This window comes from Shewanella morhuae (genome assembly GCF_900156405.1).
Classification (GTDB): Bacteria; Pseudomonadota; Gammaproteobacteria; order Enterobacterales; family Shewanellaceae; genus Shewanella; species Shewanella morhuae.
This window is the reverse complement of the sequence record NZ_FTNN01000007.1, coordinates 166,379-183,785: the sequence shown is the minus strand read 5'-3', so window position 1 is coordinate 183,785 and position 17,407 is coordinate 166,379. Positions and strand designations below refer to the sequence as shown.

15 protein-coding genes are annotated in these 17,407 nt (G+C 44.8%); 10 read left to right on the top strand and 5 right to left on the bottom strand.

Features of this window, described 5'->3' with window-relative positions; translation table 11 throughout:
- Window positions 1-5 precede the first annotated feature (5 nt).
- The 9 genes from BW947_RS10495 to BW947_RS10455 all read left to right on the top strand — a co-directional run bounded on the left by BW947_RS10495 (window position 6) and on the right by BW947_RS10455 (window position 9,951).
- Window positions 6-446, top strand: coding sequence for a rhodanese-like domain-containing protein (locus tag BW947_RS10495; RefSeq protein ID WP_076499375.1), 441 nt, complete (start codon window positions 6-8; stop codon window positions 444-446).
- An 80-nt stretch (window positions 447-526) separates the two neighbouring features.
- On the top strand, window positions 527-1,309 hold the full coding sequence (locus BW947_RS10490) for an FKBP-type peptidyl-prolyl cis-trans isomerase (protein ID WP_076499372.1): 783 nt from the start codon (window positions 527-529) through the stop codon (window positions 1,307-1,309).
- Between the two features lie 58 nt (window positions 1,310-1,367).
- Entirely contained in the window at window positions 1,368-2,051 is a 684-nt protein-coding gene (locus BW947_RS10485) for a tetratricopeptide repeat protein (RefSeq protein ID WP_244153240.1), read from the top strand.
- A 249-nt stretch (window positions 2,052-2,300) separates the two neighbouring features.
- Window positions 2,301-2,792, top strand: a complete 492-nt coding sequence (locus BW947_RS10480; protein ID WP_076499367.1) for a nitrous oxide reductase accessory protein NosL — start codon at window positions 2,301-2,303, stop codon at window positions 2,790-2,792.
- Window positions 2,793-2,802: 10 nt separating this feature from the next.
- Window positions 2,803-4,092: a nitrous oxide reductase family maturation protein NosD gene (nosD, locus tag BW947_RS10475; protein WP_076499364.1), complete on the top strand. Its 1,290-nt coding sequence runs from the start codon at window positions 2,803-2,805 to the stop codon at window positions 4,090-4,092.
- Window positions 4,089-5,141, top strand: a complete 1,053-nt coding sequence (locus tag BW947_RS10470; RefSeq protein WP_083948173.1) for an ABC transporter ATP-binding protein — start codon at window positions 4,089-4,091, stop codon at window positions 5,139-5,141. Before nosD ends, BW947_RS10470 begins: the two co-directional genes overlap by 4 nt.
- Window positions 5,138-6,016, top strand: a complete 879-nt coding sequence (locus BW947_RS10465; RefSeq protein ID WP_076499361.1) for an ABC transporter permease subunit — start codon at window positions 5,138-5,140, stop codon at window positions 6,014-6,016. Before BW947_RS10470 ends, BW947_RS10465 begins: the two co-directional genes overlap by 4 nt.
- 221 nt (window positions 6,017-6,237) lie before the next feature.
- Window positions 6,238-7,521, top strand: coding sequence for a winged helix-turn-helix domain-containing protein (locus tag BW947_RS10460; protein ID WP_076499468.1), 1,284 nt, complete (start codon window positions 6,238-6,240; stop codon window positions 7,519-7,521).
- A 315-nt stretch (window positions 7,522-7,836) separates the two neighbouring features.
- Window positions 7,837-9,951: a M13 family metallopeptidase gene (locus BW947_RS10455; protein WP_076499358.1), complete on the top strand. Its 2,115-nt coding sequence runs from the start codon at window positions 7,837-7,839 to the stop codon at window positions 9,949-9,951.
- Window positions 9,952-10,014: 63 nt separating this feature from the next.
- Here the strand turns inward: BW947_RS10455 and BW947_RS10450 are convergent, their stop codons facing one another.
- Window positions 10,015-12,408 (bottom strand): fatty acid cis/trans isomerase, encoded by a 2,394-nt coding sequence (locus tag BW947_RS10450; RefSeq protein ID WP_076499345.1) that lies wholly within the window; start codon window positions 12,406-12,408, stop codon window positions 10,015-10,017.
- Window positions 12,409-12,663: 255 nt separating this feature from the next.
- Between BW947_RS10450 and BW947_RS10445 the strand changes: the two genes are divergently transcribed.
- Complete coding sequence (locus BW947_RS10445; protein ID WP_076499342.1) at window positions 12,664-13,287, top strand: flavin reductase family protein; 624 nt, start codon at window positions 12,664-12,666, stop codon at window positions 13,285-13,287.
- Window positions 13,288-13,589: 302 nt separating this feature from the next.
- On the opposite strand, the gene BW947_RS10440 is transcribed toward BW947_RS10445, so the two are convergent.
- From BW947_RS10440 to fliB, 4 genes are all read right to left on the bottom strand, one after another.
- Complete coding sequence (locus BW947_RS10440) at window positions 13,590-13,976, bottom strand: gamma-butyrobetaine hydroxylase family protein (RefSeq protein WP_076499339.1); 387 nt, start codon at window positions 13,974-13,976, stop codon at window positions 13,590-13,592.
- Between the two features lie 182 nt (window positions 13,977-14,158).
- Window positions 14,159-15,487: an ATP-dependent protease ATPase subunit HslU gene (hslU, locus tag BW947_RS10435; protein WP_076499336.1), complete on the bottom strand. Its 1,329-nt coding sequence runs from the start codon at window positions 15,485-15,487 to the stop codon at window positions 14,159-14,161.
- Window positions 15,488-15,505: 18 nt separating this feature from the next.
- Window positions 15,506-16,030, bottom strand: coding sequence for an ATP-dependent protease subunit HslV (gene hslV / locus BW947_RS10430; protein ID WP_076499334.1), 525 nt, complete (start codon window positions 16,028-16,030; stop codon window positions 15,506-15,508).
- A gap of 154 nt (window positions 16,031-16,184) precedes the next feature.
- Window positions 16,185-17,369 carry a flagellin lysine-N-methylase gene (fliB, locus tag BW947_RS10425; RefSeq protein WP_076499332.1) on the bottom strand — a complete coding sequence of 395 codons (1,185 nt, stop codon included), beginning with the start codon at window positions 17,367-17,369 and terminating at the stop codon, window positions 16,185-16,187.
- Window positions 17,370-17,407 lie beyond the last annotated feature (38 nt).

Sequence of the window (17,407 nt, the reverse complement as noted above, 5' to 3'; positions counted from 1 at the left end):
AGATTATGAATACATTACTGCGTCGCAGCCTTACTCAAACCTTAGTGATCTTAGCTATGGGTATTATGGCAATGCCTGTGGTGGCGGGTGGTGGCTCTGAGATGTCCGAAGTGCCTTATAACGAAATCGAACTTAACCCAATTTCAATGATGGAAGCCGAAACATTAGTCGGGCAGCAGGAGGTTTATTTTTTTGACGTAAATACGCTGGAAATATGGGCGGATGGTTTTATCCCCGGGGCGGTTTTTTTCAATGTGCAGAATTGGAGAGAGTTACTTCCAAAGAATAAAGATGCGGTGATGGTGTTTTATTGCGCCAATCGCCTGTGTACCACCAGCAATATGGCCGCCAGAGAAACCATGAAATTAGGTTACACCGGTGTGCGGCATATGGCTGACGGCATTTTTGGCTGGCGCATGTCAGGCCGAGTCATTGAAAAGCCATAGTTAAGACAAGATTTATCGTCAGTTTAGTTTGCGGGTCAAAAAGTGAAACTCACAGGGTTAATTACTAAAGAGAACATAATATGAAAACACGTATGCCAACTTCTTTTATTCCAAAAACCGTCACAGTGGCGACCTGTGCGGCACTCTTTATTTCTATGGCAAGTTTTGCAGCGCCCAGTTTGCAAACCGATGCCGATAAAACCTCATACAGCATGGGGGCATCCATCGGTAATTACATTTCTGGTCAAGTCTATAACCAAGTTGAGTTGGGTTCAGCGGTGAATGTTGATTTGGTGGTGCAAGGTTTTATCGATGCACTCAAAGATAAACAACAACTGACCGATGAAGAAGTGTTGACCTACCTTAATCAGCGGGCTGAAGAACTGAACGCCGCTAGAACGCTAGTCGCTGAAAAACAAATGGTAGAAACCAAAAAAGCCGGCGCCGCATTTTTAGCGGAAAACCAGAAAAAGTCTGGCGTTAAGGTCACAGCATCGGGTTTGCAATATGAAGTCCTCAACCAAGGTTCAGGTAATAAACCTAAAGCAGAAGATGTTGTGACAGTGGAATACGTGGGCAAACTGATTGATGGCACTGAGTTTGAAAACACCGTTGGTCGTAAAGAGCCGACGCGTTTTGCCTTGATGTCAGTGATCCCCGGATGGGAAGAGGGGATCAAACTGATGCCTAAGGGCGCTAAATATCGCTTTGTGATCCCGGCCAGTCTTGCTTACGGCGCAGAGTCAGTCGGGGTGATCCCGCCTGAATCCACTTTGGTGTTTGATGTTGAGCTTAAAAATATTGAAACTCCAAGCGAAATGAAAGAGATAAAAAACAAAAGCATGATGCCAGGTCACAGTTAATAGTGGCTATTCGCGGTATTGATGACGATAACAGGCGCTCAGTTTAGGGGATAAAACCGTGGATCTAGGGTTAGGAATTAGCATGTGTTTGGGGCTGTTTGTTGCTTATATTTATTGGCAACACCGCCGCTTAAATCTTGCACAAGATATGGCGCAATTACCTGCCGTATCCGCTAAAGCACCTTTGTTAATGGGCGCGCTACTGGTGCTACTGACCCTAGCTATTTACAGCCAAACTGGCCGTTTTCACGATTGGAACCAAGGTAAAGTTGATGAAAATATTGACTATTTAGTCGCGGCCGATATTACCAAGGGGATTCGTTTGGTTGAAAAAGAGCCGCAAAATACCTTGGCGTTGATGTCTCTGGCACAGGCCTATAGTGCTGGTGGTTTGTATGCTGATGCGGTGCAAACCTTAGACAAACTATTACTGCTGACGGGTGAAGATGCCGAGGTGCTCGGCAGTAAAGCTAATGCGCTTTACTACCGCGATCAACGCCAAATTAGCCCTGAAACCACACAAGTGATCAATCAAGCGCTGGCTTTATGGTCTACAGAACCTCAAACACGCTTGCTACTCGCCACCGATGCCTATTTAAACGCTCGCTATAGTGAGGCCATTAGTCATTGGCAGCAATTGTTGGCAGAGCCAAGTGCTGATATCAATCGCGATACGATTTATACCGCTATAGAAAAAGCGCAAATAAAATTGAATGAAAGTGGTAGTGCATCGAGTCATTAATCACTTTGAGTAAGTGAATCATGTTTCATATTAGACCGCTAGATAGAGTTTTTTAAGTCAATATTTAACGAGGTGTGATTACCTTAAAACGTAATTATGTACAGTTTAATTCTGCATAAAGCTGTGGGATTTAAAAACTTCAGTTAGTTGGCGGCCGGATGTCATTTTTTATCAACCCTCGTCGTACAGGACTGTCCCTGCAAGGTGCCTTGACGAGGTGTTGATTCTTTATTCAACAGGAGCAATAAGATGAAGATGTACTATGGGTTACTACTGTTAATACCTTTGCTATTTAGTGGCAATAAAAGTGAGGCGACCGAGCAAATCCACCAAGCCGAGATGATCCATGAACATGACCGATGTCATTTGTGCGGCATGGTGATCACTAAATATCCTGGCCCCAAAGGGCAAGTACACCTCAAAGCCGACAAAATGGTGCCTAAATTTTGTTCTAGTCGCGATATGTTTAACTTTGCTTTGCAAAGCGAAAACAAGCGCCAGATTGATTATATGATGGTGCATGACGCCGCCACGACCCATTGGGAGCAGCCAGACGATAGTGCGTTTATCGATGCAAAAAGTGCATTTTATGTGTATGGCACGACTAAAAAAGCCGTGATGGGACCCGCGGTTGCTCCTTTTAGTACTCAGGCCGCCGCCGAAGCCTTTGCCAAAGAATATGGCGGTCGCGTGTTGACCTTCAACGACATTACATTAGAACTGTTGGCGGGTGATAAGTAGGGCTATAAAGATGAAGCTGCATCGACTCTTTATTGGGCTGTTGTGCTTTGCCTCTTGCAGTAGCTGGGCAGCGCTCACTCGGGTGACAGATACTGATTCACTGACGCTGGCGCTCGGTAAGGCTCAAGATGGTGACACTATTGTACTGGCGACAGCGGTATACAACGGATCATTTAGTGTGACGCAATCTATTCATTTAAAAGGTGAAGCTGGCGCTACTTTAGATGCACAGCGCCAAGGTAGTGCGTTAATTGTTGAAGCCGCCAAGGTGACTATTGAAGGGCTCAATATCCGTCATTGGGGGCGAGATCTCTATTATCGTGATGCGGGGATCTTGCTACAGCAAGGGGCGGATAACGTGCTGATCACCGCCAATCGCCTCGAAGGTGAGGGTTTTGGTATTTATGGCGAACACATAAATGCGCCCGAAATCCTTGCTAACAGCATTAGTGGTAATGGCGCTATTTATGTATTGGATAGGGGCGATGGTATTTACCTTAAGCATGTTACTGCTCCGAAAATTCATAATAACCAGCTTATTTTTGTCCGTGATGGCGTGTATCTGGAGTCTGTTAACCACAGCCGCATTTCTGAAAATCAATTTACCAAGCTGCAATACGGTATCCATTACATGTACACCCAAACTGACGAAGCGTGGCAAAACCAAGCCATTGCCGTTGATGGGGGTTATGCCTTAATGAGCTCAACCGATATTTATCTACACCATAATCGCGTAACTCAGGCGCGTGACTTTGGCATTTTGCTCAATATCACTGAGTCCTGCCATGTACAAGCTAACAGCGTTAGTAATATTCATAATCCTAAGGGAACCGTGGAATTAGGTAATGAGGGCAAAGGTATTTTTATCTACGCAGCGCAAAATAATCGCATTGAAGATAATGAGTTTAGTCATAGCGATACGGGGATCAGTATGGCGATGGGCGGTGAGAAAAATCGTCTGTGGCGTAATCGTATTGTGGCAAATCAAACCCAAGTAAAATACGTGGGCGACGCACAACTGGAGTGGAGTTATCAGGGGCAGGGTAACTATTGGTCGCAATATCAAGGCTGGGATTTAGATTCCGATGGCATTGGCGATCTTGTGCATCGGCCTAACGACAGTTTAGATAAACTATTTTGGCTTTATCCAGAGGCAAAATTATTAATGGAAAGTCCGGTAGTGTTGCTACTACGTTGGGTCGAGCGACAATTTCAGCCCCAAGCAACAAGTGGTATTAGTGACAGCTTCCCCTTAATGCGTTGGGGCGAGCCTGCGCAAGTTGATGGAGTTTCGCGATGAATCATCAAGCGGTTACACACTCTGCGAATAAAGCTATCTTGCATAGCGACATTGCCGTTAAAGCCATTAATGTCGTTAAGTCTTATAACCAATTTAAGGCACTGCAAAATGTGAGTTTTGATGTGTTAAAAGGCGAAGTCATCGCCCTCATTGGGCATAATGGCGCAGGTAAATCAACGTTACTTAAATTGATTTTAGGGCTTATTGCCCCCACCAGCGGCCAGATCTTCGTGCAAGGTCACAATATCGGAGCCATGAATGCACAGCAGCGTTTATCTTTAGGTTACTTACCTGAAAATGTAAGCTTTTATGACAACATGACCGCTTTGGAACTGCTGCAGTATTTCGCAAAACTTAAGGGCATCGCCCCTGCAAAAGCCAATACATTACTTGCCGAGTTTGGTTTAGAGGCCGCTAAAAATCAGCGTTTAAATACCTTTTCAAAGGGAATGCGTCAGCGCCTTGGGCTCGCACAGGCGATATTAGCCAACCCCAAAATATTATTACTCGATGAGCCAACCGTGGGTTTAGATCCCTTAGCGTCGGCATTTTTATATCAAAAAATCGCGCAACTTAAAGCCCAAGGCTGCGCCATTATCATTAGCACCCATGAGTTAGGATTAGTGCAAGATCAAATGGAAAGAGCCTTGATCTTAGGTCAAGGCCGCATGCTTGCTGGCGGAAGCTTAGCCTCTCTTAGGGCGGCAACTGAGTTACCCAGCCAAATTTTTTTACACTCGTTATCCCAAACACAGAAGCAAGAGGTGCTCAGCGAGCCTATTTTAAGTGCATGTGTGAACACATCTTCGCAGCAGGGCTTAAAGCTGACCATAGCGCCCAGCCAAAAAGCCGCGGTATTACATCATTTATTACAAAAAATGAAGCTAGTGGACTTTTCTGTAGAGCCGCCGAGCTTGCAGGATATATTTCATCACTATATGGAAAGTATTATGGGCAGCGTTTGCGATATTCCAGCGCCTATTTTATCCCCTACGGCCTTTCAAGCGGTGAGTATGACTAATGACCTTAAGCGGGAGTCGATGACATGAGTCAAACCGAGGTTTTATCGGGGGGAGGCCATTTAAGCGCCCTGAGCATTATTAGCACTATCGCCGCGAAAGAATTTAAGGATAACCTGCGTAACCGTTGGTTATGGATGATGACGGCAATATTGCTACTGCTTTCATTGAGCGTGAGTTTTATGGGCAGCGCTATATCTGGCAGCTTAACCATGTTTGAGCCTGCACAAACCCTCTCTGGATTAGTCACATTATCGGTATTTATTCTTCCGTTAGGTGCGATTTTGTTGAGTTATGACAGCTTTGTGGGGGAGAAAGAGGCCGGTACTTTACTGTTATTGTTGACCTATCCTTTAGCGCGCTGGCATCTGCTGTGTGGTAAGTTTTTAGGCCATGGTTGCGTGATGGCGATTGCCTGTATTTTAGGCTTTGGCGTGACAGGGCTAATGCTGATTTTATTAGGTGATGCTAAGGTTCAGTTAACCATAGTCAGCGGATTTACTCATTTAATCCTCAGCAGTATTTTACTATCATTAATCTTTATTTTATTAGGCTATTGGGTCAGTTTGTGTGTGCGAGAAAAAGCTAAGGCATTAGGAATATTACTTATTTTATGGTTTGTACTGGCGCTAATATATGATCTGGTATTACTTACTGTATTAGTCGCGATGGCCGACATACTTAATCGCGAGTTATTTAACATAGTGATTTTATTCAATCCTACCGATTTATTTCGCGCCTTAAATTTGATTGCTAATCCCGCTGATACGCTCGTTGCGAAAAGTAGCCTTACGCTAATAGCGCAAACAGGCCTTGGATTACCCTTAATGTATTGTTTATTTGCTGGCTGGATTATCGGCTTACTCTTTTGCTGTCATTGGGTCTTTAAACAGCAAAAAATTTAATTAGCACCTGCTACATTAGGTGGAATTAGCGCTTATTAAACAATAACTAAACTGAGTATGCAGTCACAGTATTTTATGTTGTTAAAACGTAACGTAAACCCTATTAGCTTGGTGATGCTTTGTCACTCCAGCTTATGGATAAAAACGTTGTCCTAATATGGTTGCCAATGGTTAGTGCAATCATACCTTATCAGTTTTTACTGATTTATCGGGCGCTTAACATGCATAAAATTACTGCTTATTTATTGTTAGATGAACAGGCTAAACAATTAGTCGATCAAGTGCATGGTACATCCATCAGTTTGACCTTTTCTGAAGCGGCGGTGTTGGCTTTATTGTTATCATCCCCTAATGCGATTTTTACCAAGGAAGCGCTTTTAGAGGCTGGCTGGCCTGATCGCGTTGTTGCGCCAACATCGTTAACTCAGTGCATTAGTACCCTGCGTAAAAAGTTAGAACCCTATACAGAAGTGCAGTTAAAAACCATCGCCCGCCGTGGTTATCAACTGCATGTTTCAGAGCAATCCCATGTAAAAATGTTAGCAATAAATGATGCAGACGCTATCCGTGATGCCATTGTTGGGGTATCTGCTTGGACTAAATTTGCGGGCATTGCCTTACTGTGCGTTATCTTGGCGATCGTCTGGTATGTGAGTGACCGCCATGCCATGGTTAAAAATTTGGTTAAGTGGCATGCCGATAAATTTATCAGTCTCAATATCGGTGGCACTGTTGGAACCGCGCAAATGTTCTACATTGGTGATGAGGAACATTTGCACCCGTCATTGTGGCAAAAACATTTAGCGCCTGAAGGTAATCTTGTTGACAGCATTAAGCATTTCAGTGCCTTTGTGGCAACGGATGGGCATAATTATTCGATGGCAATTTGCCCTGAGTTAGATGCCGATGCCTGTAATGGTAGCGGTATCATTAATATCACCGCGTTAGATGCAAAACCGGCAGGTTTGAATATGGCCGAGTTTATTCCGCTCAGTCAGCAAATGGAGCAACGCATTCGTTACAATCGTATTGTGTTGCCAACGGGTGATACTGCCATGGGTGAACTGCTTGAGCATAATTACCATGCGGATATTTATTTCCCTGTTGCGGGCGAGCTGTTAGTGCGTAACGATCTCAGTATGTCTCTAGTGTACGAGGGCAAAAATAAGGGTAAGTTTTATTCGACCTCATGTATCACAGATCAAGATTGCTTAACGACACCGATTAAATACACCATCCGCGGCGAGTTTGAACAGTATCAAACTGAAATCAGTAACCTTAAAGTGGATGTATTCCACGTTAAGGTGCAGCAAAAAGAGCTGACAAAGCCGGATGAAGTTAGCGCTTCTGCGATGCAGTTTTATCGTGAAATCCGTAAACACGATATCCGCGATGAAGACTTATTTTATTATCGTATCTATCAAAATGAGCAAACCGCGGTGTGGATCATTCCTCAAATGGGACAAGTGGTTGCATGGGCTCAGTACTCACAAATTAAGCTGTAACCCAGCTATAAATAATATTAAGCCGGCATCACGTCGGCTTTTTCGTCTTCATCGTTTTATTGCTGGTCATGCTAGCGTGCCTTTTTAAACGGCTAGATTAGATAAAAATCGCTATTTTATATTAATTTTTTATCATAAAAAGTGGCTTTATTTTACATCTGCGCCCACAGCCAGTTACACTGCCAAGCCATTGGGTCAAGTGATTGAGCTTAGCCAAAAGGGTGACGAGCGCTGAGCTAAATAAACTAGCTGTACAGTTAAATTAACGTGCTGTTGCCACGACCAAAATATAATAATAAAACAGAGGAGTTATTCATGTCTGATCGTCTTATTCCCGTGCTGTTACTGTCTACATCAGTACTGACAGGGCTCACAGCTTGCAATGATAGCAGCCAAGAAAATACTGCAAAAACCAGTGAAACTGCGCCTAAAAGCCAAGCCGTTGCGACTCAAATGCCTATCGGTATTAATTTGGCAGCCATGATGCCAAGCGTAAAACCTGGGGATGATTTTTATGCTTACGCCAATGGCGAGTGGATGAAAACGACGGCGATCCCGGCCGATCGTTCCAGCACGGGTGCTTTTCTGGTGGCCTTTGAAGCGACCGAAAAACATAATACTAGCCTGATTGCTAAACTGGTTAACGCGCAGCACGCCGCGGGCAGCGATGAGGCGCGTATAGCAGATTTCTACAAGGCTTACATCGATACCGCCGCGATTGACGCCGCAGGAATGAAACCTGCCGAGGCTGATATTGCCCGTTTTGAGGCCATTAGCAGCAAACAAGATTTATCTGCGATATTAGGCGCAAATTTACGCGCTGATGTTGATCCACTTAATGCAACCGACTTTTCTACCGAAAACCTGTTCGGGATTTTTGTAACCCAAGGACTCGCCACACCGGGCGAAGTATTACCCTATATTTTACAGGGCGGTTTAGGCTTACCTGAGCGCGAATATTACCTATCTGCCGATCCTAAAATGTCTGAGATTCGCACTGCTTATCGTGCCTATATTGAAACACTCCTTAAAGACGCAGGTGTGAGTGATGCTGCAGCCCGCGCCGATCGGATTTTTGCCCTTGAACACAAGATTGCCGCCGCCCATGCTAGCCGTGAAGAAAGTGAAGATTTTGCTAAATCTTCGGGCGTGTGGAGCCGCGCTGATTTTGATACTAAAGCGCCGGGCATAGATTGGGCTGCTTTTTGGGATGCCGCGCAGTTGGGTAATCAACCAAAATTTGCTGCTTACCATGCCACTGCAATTAGCGGCCTTTCTGCATTAGTGGCTTCAGAGCCGCTAAATGCATGGAAAGATTGGTTGGTGTTTCATCACATTAATAGCCATGCCGATGTGTTGCCATCAAATATTGATCAAGCTGCATTTGCCTTTAATGGCACTAAGCTTTCTGGCACGCCAGAGCAGCGAAGCCGCGACAAACTCGCCCTAAGCGCCCTTGACCAATACTTAGGGGATGCCGTAGGTCATGCCTATGTTGAGCAATATTTCCCAGCATCTGCCAAGGCAGAAGTGAGCACTATGGTGGATAACATAGTGGCAGCTTTTGGTCAGCGAGTTGAAAAATTAGATTGGATGGACCCTTCCACTAAAAAAGAGGCCTTAGCGAAAGTAGCAACTATCGCAGTGGGCGTCGGTTATCCCGATAAATGGCGCAACTACGACAGCTACGCAGTTTCTGCAACCAATGCCTACGCAAATGCCGTTAACGGCGAAAAAGTCGAATATGCCCATCAGTTAGCCAAAATTGGTAAGCCAATGGATAAAGGCGAGTGGTGGATGACCCCGCAAGTGGTGAATGCAGTGAACTTGCCGGTGCAAAATGCGCTTAACTTCCCTGCGGGTATTTTGCAGCCGCCATTTTTTGATGCTAAGGCCGATGCGGCTTACAACTATGGCGCAATAGGCGCTGTGATTGGCCATGAAATCAGCCACAGTTTTGACAACAATGGTGCAGCGTTTGACTCAACTGGCGCTATGCGTAATTGGTGGACTCCCGCTGACTTTGCCCAGTTTGCTAAACAAGGCGATGCGTTAGCCCAGCAGTTTGATGCCTATGCTCCATTCCCTGATTTGCATGTGAATGGCAAGCTCACCTTAGGTGAAAACATTGCCGATGTGGCAGGTTTAGCTGCGGCTTATGATGCTTACCATGCTTCACTCAAAGGGGTAGACGCGCCTGTGATTGAAGGCTTTAGCGGCGATCAACGCTTCTTTATTGGCTTTGCACAAACTTGGGCCACTAAAATGCGCGATGAAGCGCTGCGTGCTCGCGTTGCTACCGATGGCCATGCGCCCGGCATGTACCGCGCACTGACCGTGCGTAACTTAGATGCTTGGTATCGCGCATTTGATGTTAAGCCAGGTGATAAGCTGTATTTAGCCCCAGAAGATCGGGTTAAGATTTGGTAAGTTTACTCGGTTGATTTAAAAAATGGGAACGCTAGCGTTCCCCTTTTTTACTCAATAAGATTATTAGCGATTTTCTAGGCGGTTATAATCCAACCAGCCACTCGTTATTGGGTGGCTATCAAAAAATACTTGATTGAGTTTGTCGCTAAAGGCCCAAAATTGAGGATTAGTGCGGCGAATACCGACAAAATCGAGCAAGGCCTCGTAGTTCTTTTCGGTTTGCATTTGCTCTACTGTCGCGACAACTTTGGCTAAGTCCTGCTCTTTCACCAGCCAAAATGCCTCTGGATAACTGCCTAATAAACCATACACTAAGGTGACATCATCCTTCGCGGGTTCGCGATTATTCGCCTCATTAAAAAGACTCGAAATATTACGATGAGCGCTATTGCGAACTAAGCTGAAAACCTCGGCTTTACCTGCGTTTTCTGGCTCGACCATGATCATAGTCAGCTCAGGTAATAAGGTCGCTTGTGTGCCCTTTATTCGGCTTAGTGCCTGCAGTAATGCTTTACTATTGGCCTGTAACTGGTTGTTTTTTAACTCGTATTTATGTGGCTGAACCTTAGCGACTTTCCCCCCAAGCTTTTGATACAACTCGCCTTTTAGGTCATCGCTATAGTAGAGCACGCCAGTAGGTTGATTAAAGGTGTTGATATCGCCTGTGATAAACGCCGAAAGTTGAGTACCAGAGCCTTGATACCAATCACTTAATTGTTTACGTCTTTCTTCTTGTGGCAGTAAGGTTAAGAAGTTTGACTCTCCCTCCATGCGCAAAAAATCCATATACAGGCGAGTGAGCAGCTGGTGGCCATAGTTACCATAAACATCAAATCCTGCTACCAGTAAATAATGGATACGCTCTAACAAAGCGTAATCAATGACCCAAGCGGTTTTGGGCGTCTCGCCCACTAAACCTTTAACGACAGTCGCATTATCAAAGTGACGTAATACCGTGAGGCTAGCATTGTCATTATTACCGTCTCCATCCCAGATACTGTCAATTGTAAGGTGTTGGCCATTCTTTAATTTGTTATTTAAAAATTGATTACGTGCTCGAAGATATCTGCCTTGCTTGGCGGCATATTTGACCCAAGTGACGGCCATTGCAGAGCTTTCTTCCTCAGCAGGCATACGTAGATTTTCTAGCTGTGATTGTTGAAATGCGATGACATCGGCGCCATCGATATAATCAGGTGTAACAAAGTACACCCAAAATCTATCGTTAATCACATTGAGCGCGACCTGACCACGACACACTGGGCCTTTAATAAAGCCCATAATGGTGTCTTGGGCACGGGTTAACATAAATCGATAGCGCGCCCCAGCTGGCAGTTGAATAAAGGCCTCGAAGGGGTTAGCCGCGACACTTGGCGCGTAGCTTGGTAGTACAGTCACTTGATAATCGGCATCGATAAACCATTGTTGCCAGTTATTCAGTAAGCTGGCGTTTAAGGCGTAAGGAATATGGGTTTTATCGACAATGGTGGCTCGATAAGGCCGAAAACGATAATAGACTCGCTGCACCTTAGGATCGTCAAATGGGCGCCTGGAGGCAATAATATCAAGGGCTTGCCCTGGTGGTGTACTGGATCGCACTAGCTCGAAAAATAGCGGTTGTGCGCTTGGCTCTGTCAAAGACTCAAAATATAAATGAAAGGCAAATAAATGCTCATAGATATAACGGGCGCTTAATTGGCTTTTTAAACTATCGCCGTTTAAGAAAGTCTCCCACTGGGTGATTTCAGTTGTAAATTCAGGGCTTAGCGATGGCGAAAATGGCAGTGGTGCGCCTTGTTCGAGCCAGTGCATCAGCACTTGGTGTTCATTAGCATTCAGCGCAGGCAAGCCATAGGGCATACCTGCATACGGTTGGCTTTGTTGATATTGGTCCATTTCTTCTAGGTTGGCACACTGCTGCACTCTGTCTAGGCTGAAATCAAAACGCTTATCTAAAATCTTGTCTTCGGGTAGTGGATGCATTTGTTTAAGTGTGAGCATTCTGGCCAGTACCGAAGCTTGGGTATTCGCCTCTGGGGTTTGGTTGCGCTCGTTTAGTACGGGGTAAAAACCATGTTGGCGCCAAGTTTCGGTAGTAAAGGCATCGACAAATAGTCGGTTAGGTGTAGCTGCCACAAGGCGAGAACCTTGATAAACCTTTTCTTTACTTGCGCCGCGTTCTATACCTTCGCTTGAGGTCATTTTGAGCTGGCAAGGGGCGTCATAACAGGCATGGCAAACCACGCAGCGGCTGTTGAGAATCGGCTCAACCTCTTTTTGCACAAACTCGGCTTGTGTAATAAAGTTTTGATTTAGCTCGGCATTCTCGAGGCGTTTTTGCGGTGAGCTAGTGCCAAAAAGGCGATCAAAGTCGACTTGCGCTACGCTGGCACACCCCGCGACCAGTAGCACTGTCACCAGTAACAGCTGTTTCCATATACCTTGTATTGCAGCCATTCATTACTCCTTTGATTCACTATTACATTACCTCGCAGGCAATAATATCTCACCCGCTAATGGGCATTACTTTAGCAGAAGAGTCGCCTGAATTTAAAATCTATCATGTATTCAAGCTAATAAGCTCGGTTTACTGACGTTATACTGTTTGGCGCACTAACCTAAATTAAGTAATATAGCAGGCTATAACAGAGTGCCAGTGATGGCGGTTTTAATCGCTCAAGTATGGTTGTGGTAATAATAAAAGGGTGAAGTATGACTGCAGATAACCGCTATTTTTACCAGCCGAGTAAAGGTCATGGTCTGGCGCACGATCCTTTAAATGCCATTATAGGCCCACGGCCTATTGGCTGGATTTCATCGCGTAATGCTCAGGGACAACGCAATCTTGCGCCTTATAGTTTTTTCAATTGTTTTAATTACAAACCGCCGATTATTGGTTTTGCCAGCATAGGTTGGAAAGATAGTGTCGCCAATATTGTTGAAACAGGGGAGTTTGTGTGGAACCTCGCCACCCGCAGTCTCGCTGAGCAGATGAACCAAACCTCAGCTACATTGGCACACGGCCAAGATGAGTTCAGCTTTGCCGGACTCAATGCTAAAGCAGGCACGATTGTTAAGGCCGATTTAGTGGCTGAAAGCCCAGTGAATTTTGAATGTAGGCTGTCCCAATGTATCCAGTTAACTGCCGCCAATGGCGATAATATTGATACTTGGTTAGTGCTAGGTGAAGTGGTGGCCGTGCATATTGCCAAGCACTTACTCAGCAGCGAGGGGATTTATCAAACTGCACTCGCCGAGCCAATATTACGTGCCGGCGGTCCATCGGCGTACTATGGGATCTCTGAAGATTTGCGTTTTGAGCTACATAGACCATAAGTGTGGCGGTTTGCTTAGGTGCCGCAGGGTTTGGGGGCTAGCGTAGTTCGAGTTTTCACTCATGAGTGTTGTTATCTCATGGCTGAGCAATCCAAGGTTGAAGCTTTTTTTTAAAAGAAAATCTAAGTCGTGGGGCTTCCCCACGACTTTAAGACGTTAAATAATATTACATTTTTAAGTTAACGCTGTGCTTAATGATTAGATTAATAAATTGAAAATTACTGTTAGCTGTAGTGCCACTTATATTTAGCAAGTCACCAATTGTGTTAATTACACAATTAGGCGTCCACTTATCTAACGTATTAGTTGTACTTTATATTCATCGCAATCAGCGGTTCGCGTGAGGCTTTTTCGGCACGTAGGCGGGCAAGGTATTTTTCCCATAGATCCACTTGATGGGTGGCGAGATCGTAGAGCACTTTCCACGAGAATAAACCGGTGTCGTGGCCATCATCAAAGACGATTTTCACTGCGTAGTTGCCGACGGGTTCTATGGCACTGATGTTGACGTTTTTCTTGCGGGTGACCAGCTTTGGATTGCCGTGACCATGTACTTCAGCCGAGGGCGAGTAGACTCTGAGCATCTCGCAGCTGAGTTGATGTTGCTCACCATTGTCGAAACTGACTTCTAGAATGCGCGATTTACGTTTCAGTTTTAGATCGGTGACATTGGGCGTTGCTGTGGTCATAGGTTGGCTACCAGAAAGTGCTAGAAATAAGATAACGAATGCCTGATTACTGTAACCATTAACGGCTAAGGATACAAAGAGTATGCCTTAGCCGTGATCACAGTTTTGCCATTAGGTGGGGAGTTTGGTATTAATGGCATACTAAACTTTTACCTAAGTTCAAGTTTTACCAGTCTTACCGCTTAAAGGATAAAGCGGCTGAGATCTTCATCTTGGACTAAGTTATCTAAATGAGCGCTAACATAGTCGGCGTCGATAACAAAAGCAGAGCCTGATTTTTCCGATGCATCGTAAGAGATGTCTTCCATCAGTTTTTCCATCACAGTGTGTAAACGGCGAGCACCAATATTTTCAGTGCGCTCATTCACTTGCCATGCGGCTTTGGCAATGCTGTCGATACCCGATTCGGTGAACTCGATTTTCACGCCCTCAGTGCCCATTAACGCGACATATTGCTCGGTCAGTGATGCATGGGGTTCTGTAAGAATACGTTTAAAATCATTGGCTGATAACGCATCTAACTCAACACGTATGGGTAAACGACCCTGTAACTCAGGAATTAAATCTGACGGTTTAGACATCTGGAATGCACCAGAGGCGATAAACAAAATATGGTCGGTTTTCACCATGCCGTGCTTAGTGGTTACCGTGCAGCCTTCAATCAGTGGCAGTAAATCACGTTGCACACCTTCACGGGAAACGTCTGGGCCTGAGGTTTCGCCGCGTTTACAGATTTTATCGATTTCGTCGATAAAAACGATACCGTTTTGCTCAACCATCTCAATGGCTTGCTCTTTTAAATCTTCTTGGTTAACCAGCTTCGCCGCTTCTTCCTCTATGAGTAACTTAAAGGCTTCTTTGATTTTCATCTTGCGGCGTTTAGCAGGGGCTTGGCCCATATTTTTAAACAGGCTTTGCAGTTGATTGGTCATTTCTTCCATGCCTGGAGGCGACATGATTTCGACGCCATTTTGCGGCTGGGCAACATCAATATCAATTTCTTTATCGTCTAATTGACCTTCGCGGAGTTTTTTACGAAACACTTGGCGGGTATTTGAGTTTGAGTCGGTTTCTGCACTTTCCCAGTCATTTTTTGGCTTAGGCAACAGCGCATCGAGGATACGTTCTTCGGCGTGTTCTTCTGCAAGTTGGCGACACTTACCCATTTGCTGTTCGCGGGTAAGCTTGATGGCGATATCGGTTAAATCGCGGATGATTTGCTCGACTTCTTTACCGACATAACCGACTTCGGTGTATTTAGTCGCTTCGACTTTAATAAATGGCGCGTTAGCTAACTTAGCTAAACGGCGGGCAATTTCAGTCTTACCTACGCCAGTTGGGCCAATCATTAAAATATTTTTTGGGGTAACTTCTTGACGGAAATCAGCATCCAATTGCATCCGGCGCCAGCGGTTACGCAGGGCGACAGCAACAGAACGTTTGGCTTTTTGTTGGCCAATAATGTGTGCATCCAGCTCGTGGACAATCTCACGGGGGGTCATTTCAGACATATATTCCTCACGGGCTGTTTAGTAATTGAGTTCTTCAATTGTTTTGAATTGATTGGTAAATACGCAAATGTCACCCGCTATAGTCAGGGATTTTTCAGCGATTTCTAAGGCCGACAATTCAGTGTTTTGCAATAAGGCCAACGCCGCAGCTTGGGCATAATTGCCGCCTGAACCGATAGCGACTAAATCGTATTCTGGCTGCACTACATCACCATTACCTGTGATGATAAGCGAGGTTTCGGCATCGGCGACAACGAGTAAAGCTTCGAGTTTTCGCAGCATACGGTCGGTACGCCAATCTTTGGCAAGCTCAACGGCCGAGCGTAATAAATGGCCTTGGTGCATTTCGAGTTTGGCCTCAAAACGTTCAAATAAGGTGAAGGCATCGGCGGTGCCGCCAGCAAAACCTGCCAGTACCTTGTTGTGATATAAGCGACGCACTTTTTTGGCGTTACCTTTCATCACGGTATTGCCTAGGGAGACTTGGCCATCGCCGGCGATGACAACTTGATTATTACGGCGTACTGATACGATAGTGGTCACAATGAATCCTCTTCTGGCCCGTATGACAAATCATACGGTGGATGATGGATTAGATATGGGGATAGATGACCGTAATTCAAGTAATAGCCGCAAATGTGAAAAGAGTTTGCTTACTTTTGCATGCCTTTGATTGCAAAAGTAAGCACTTAAAACGTTATGCTTGAATTTTTAATAGGCAAATTGCAGCAGGTACACTGTCTATACCGCATTCTTGTAATGTTGCACTCATACTTTTTACAAACTCAGTTTTATGTTGCCTAACGACTTGATAAATCTGGAAACACATCACAATATCACTTTCTGATAGTCCTTTATTTTTAAAGGCAATCGCAGATAAATAGCAACGGATCATAAAACAATCGAGCACGAGTAAGCGGAATGCTTCCCAAGAGGGTTGTTGTGAGTCTAATAAAGGGAAATGGTTGTGATAAATAGAATACAAAATATAGCGTTCAAACAGTTCGGCATGGCCAGTAAGCGCCGGCGCCGCATGTTCTGTCCAAGCTTGATTTAGCGCATCAATGTGATATTCGTTTTCTTCATTACACAATGCTCTAACTGCATCATTTAGCGTGGTAAATCTTGCGCGTAACCCTCTAGAGTGCGACTGACATAATTCATTATGAACCGTGATAAACGCATGCATTTGTGGCTGAGGTGTATAAGGTAGCTTTTCATATTGCTCCGCCAACGCTCCTGATTCAGCATACAATTTTAGTTGTTGTAAACGCTTATCGAGTTCTTCAATTGGCAGAGTATTTTGACGAACTTGGTCACATACTTTGATTAATAGTCCAATTGCTAGCAATGCATGTTGCCAGCCTCCTTTCATATTCACCAATAGATCGATGCAAGATTCATGGGTTTTTTCTAACCATAGCGGGCTGGGTGATGACGACTGTTTTGTGCCACTTCTATTAGTATCAAATTGGAACGCATCAGGGTTGAATAGCACTAAACGAGCGACTTCTGGGCAAGATAAATAGAGGCTTTCATGCTTATTACCACCAATGACCTTGTGGATCCGTGGATAAGTTTTACATGTGTGGCTCAGCGCCTGCACCCCCGCTTTTGCATGGGCATCACATAGCTTTTGTTCATTAACGAATGGGCATGCACCTTGTTCATTGAGTCTTATATCGGCCCAATCATTAGCGCTTTTTTTTGTTTCAATAAAGGCCGTTTTTGCCGTTGTGGCGAGTAATGGATGTTTGATGGTGTTTTTATAGCTTTTTTTATCAAAAGATATGCGCCAATCGTTACAACAGCTGTCTTCACATTCTGGCCCAATACATTGGAATAATGTGACATAGCCTGGTTTTATGATGAGATTGTCCATCAGTAATTTCTTTATTTTTACAGTGAGTTAGATGAAAT

Bases quoted from the DNA above. Each gene is read 5' to 3' on its own strand.
- BW947_RS10495 (WP_076499375.1), top strand. From the start codon at position 6: ATGAATACATTACTGCGTCGCAGCCTTACTCAAACCTTAGTGATCTTA.
- BW947_RS10490 (WP_076499372.1), top strand. From the start codon at position 527: ATGAAAACACGTATGCCAACTTCTTTTATTCCAAAAACCGTCACAGTG.
- BW947_RS10480 (WP_076499367.1), top strand. From the start codon at position 2,301: ATGAAGATGTACTATGGGTTACTACTGTTAATACCTTTGCTATTTAGT.
- nosD (WP_076499364.1), top strand. From the start codon at position 2,803: ATGAAGCTGCATCGACTCTTTATTGGGCTGTTGTGCTTTGCCTCTTGC.
- BW947_RS10470 (WP_083948173.1), top strand. From the start codon at position 4,089: ATGAATCATCAAGCGGTTACACACTCTGCGAATAAAGCTATCTTGCAT.
- BW947_RS10465 (WP_076499361.1), top strand. From the start codon at position 5,138: ATGAGTCAAACCGAGGTTTTATCGGGGGGAGGCCATTTAAGCGCCCTG.
- BW947_RS10460 (WP_076499468.1), top strand. From the start codon at position 6,238: ATGCATAAAATTACTGCTTATTTATTGTTAGATGAACAGGCTAAACAA.
- BW947_RS10455 (WP_076499358.1), top strand. From the start codon at position 7,837: ATGTCTGATCGTCTTATTCCCGTGCTGTTACTGTCTACATCAGTACTG.
- BW947_RS10450 (WP_076499345.1), bottom strand. From the start codon at position 12,408: ATGGCTGCAATACAAGGTATATGGAAACAGCTGTTACTGGTGACAGTG.
- BW947_RS10445 (WP_076499342.1), top strand. From the start codon at position 12,664: ATGACTGCAGATAACCGCTATTTTTACCAGCCGAGTAAAGGTCATGGT.
- BW947_RS10440 (WP_076499339.1), bottom strand. From the start codon at position 13,976: ATGACCACAGCAACGCCCAATGTCACCGATCTAAAACTGAAACGTAAA.
- hslU (WP_076499336.1), bottom strand. From the start codon at position 15,487: ATGTCTGAAATGACCCCCCGTGAGATTGTCCACGAGCTGGATGCACAC.
- fliB (WP_076499332.1), bottom strand. From the start codon at position 17,369: ATGGACAATCTCATCATAAAACCAGGCTATGTCACATTATTCCAATGT.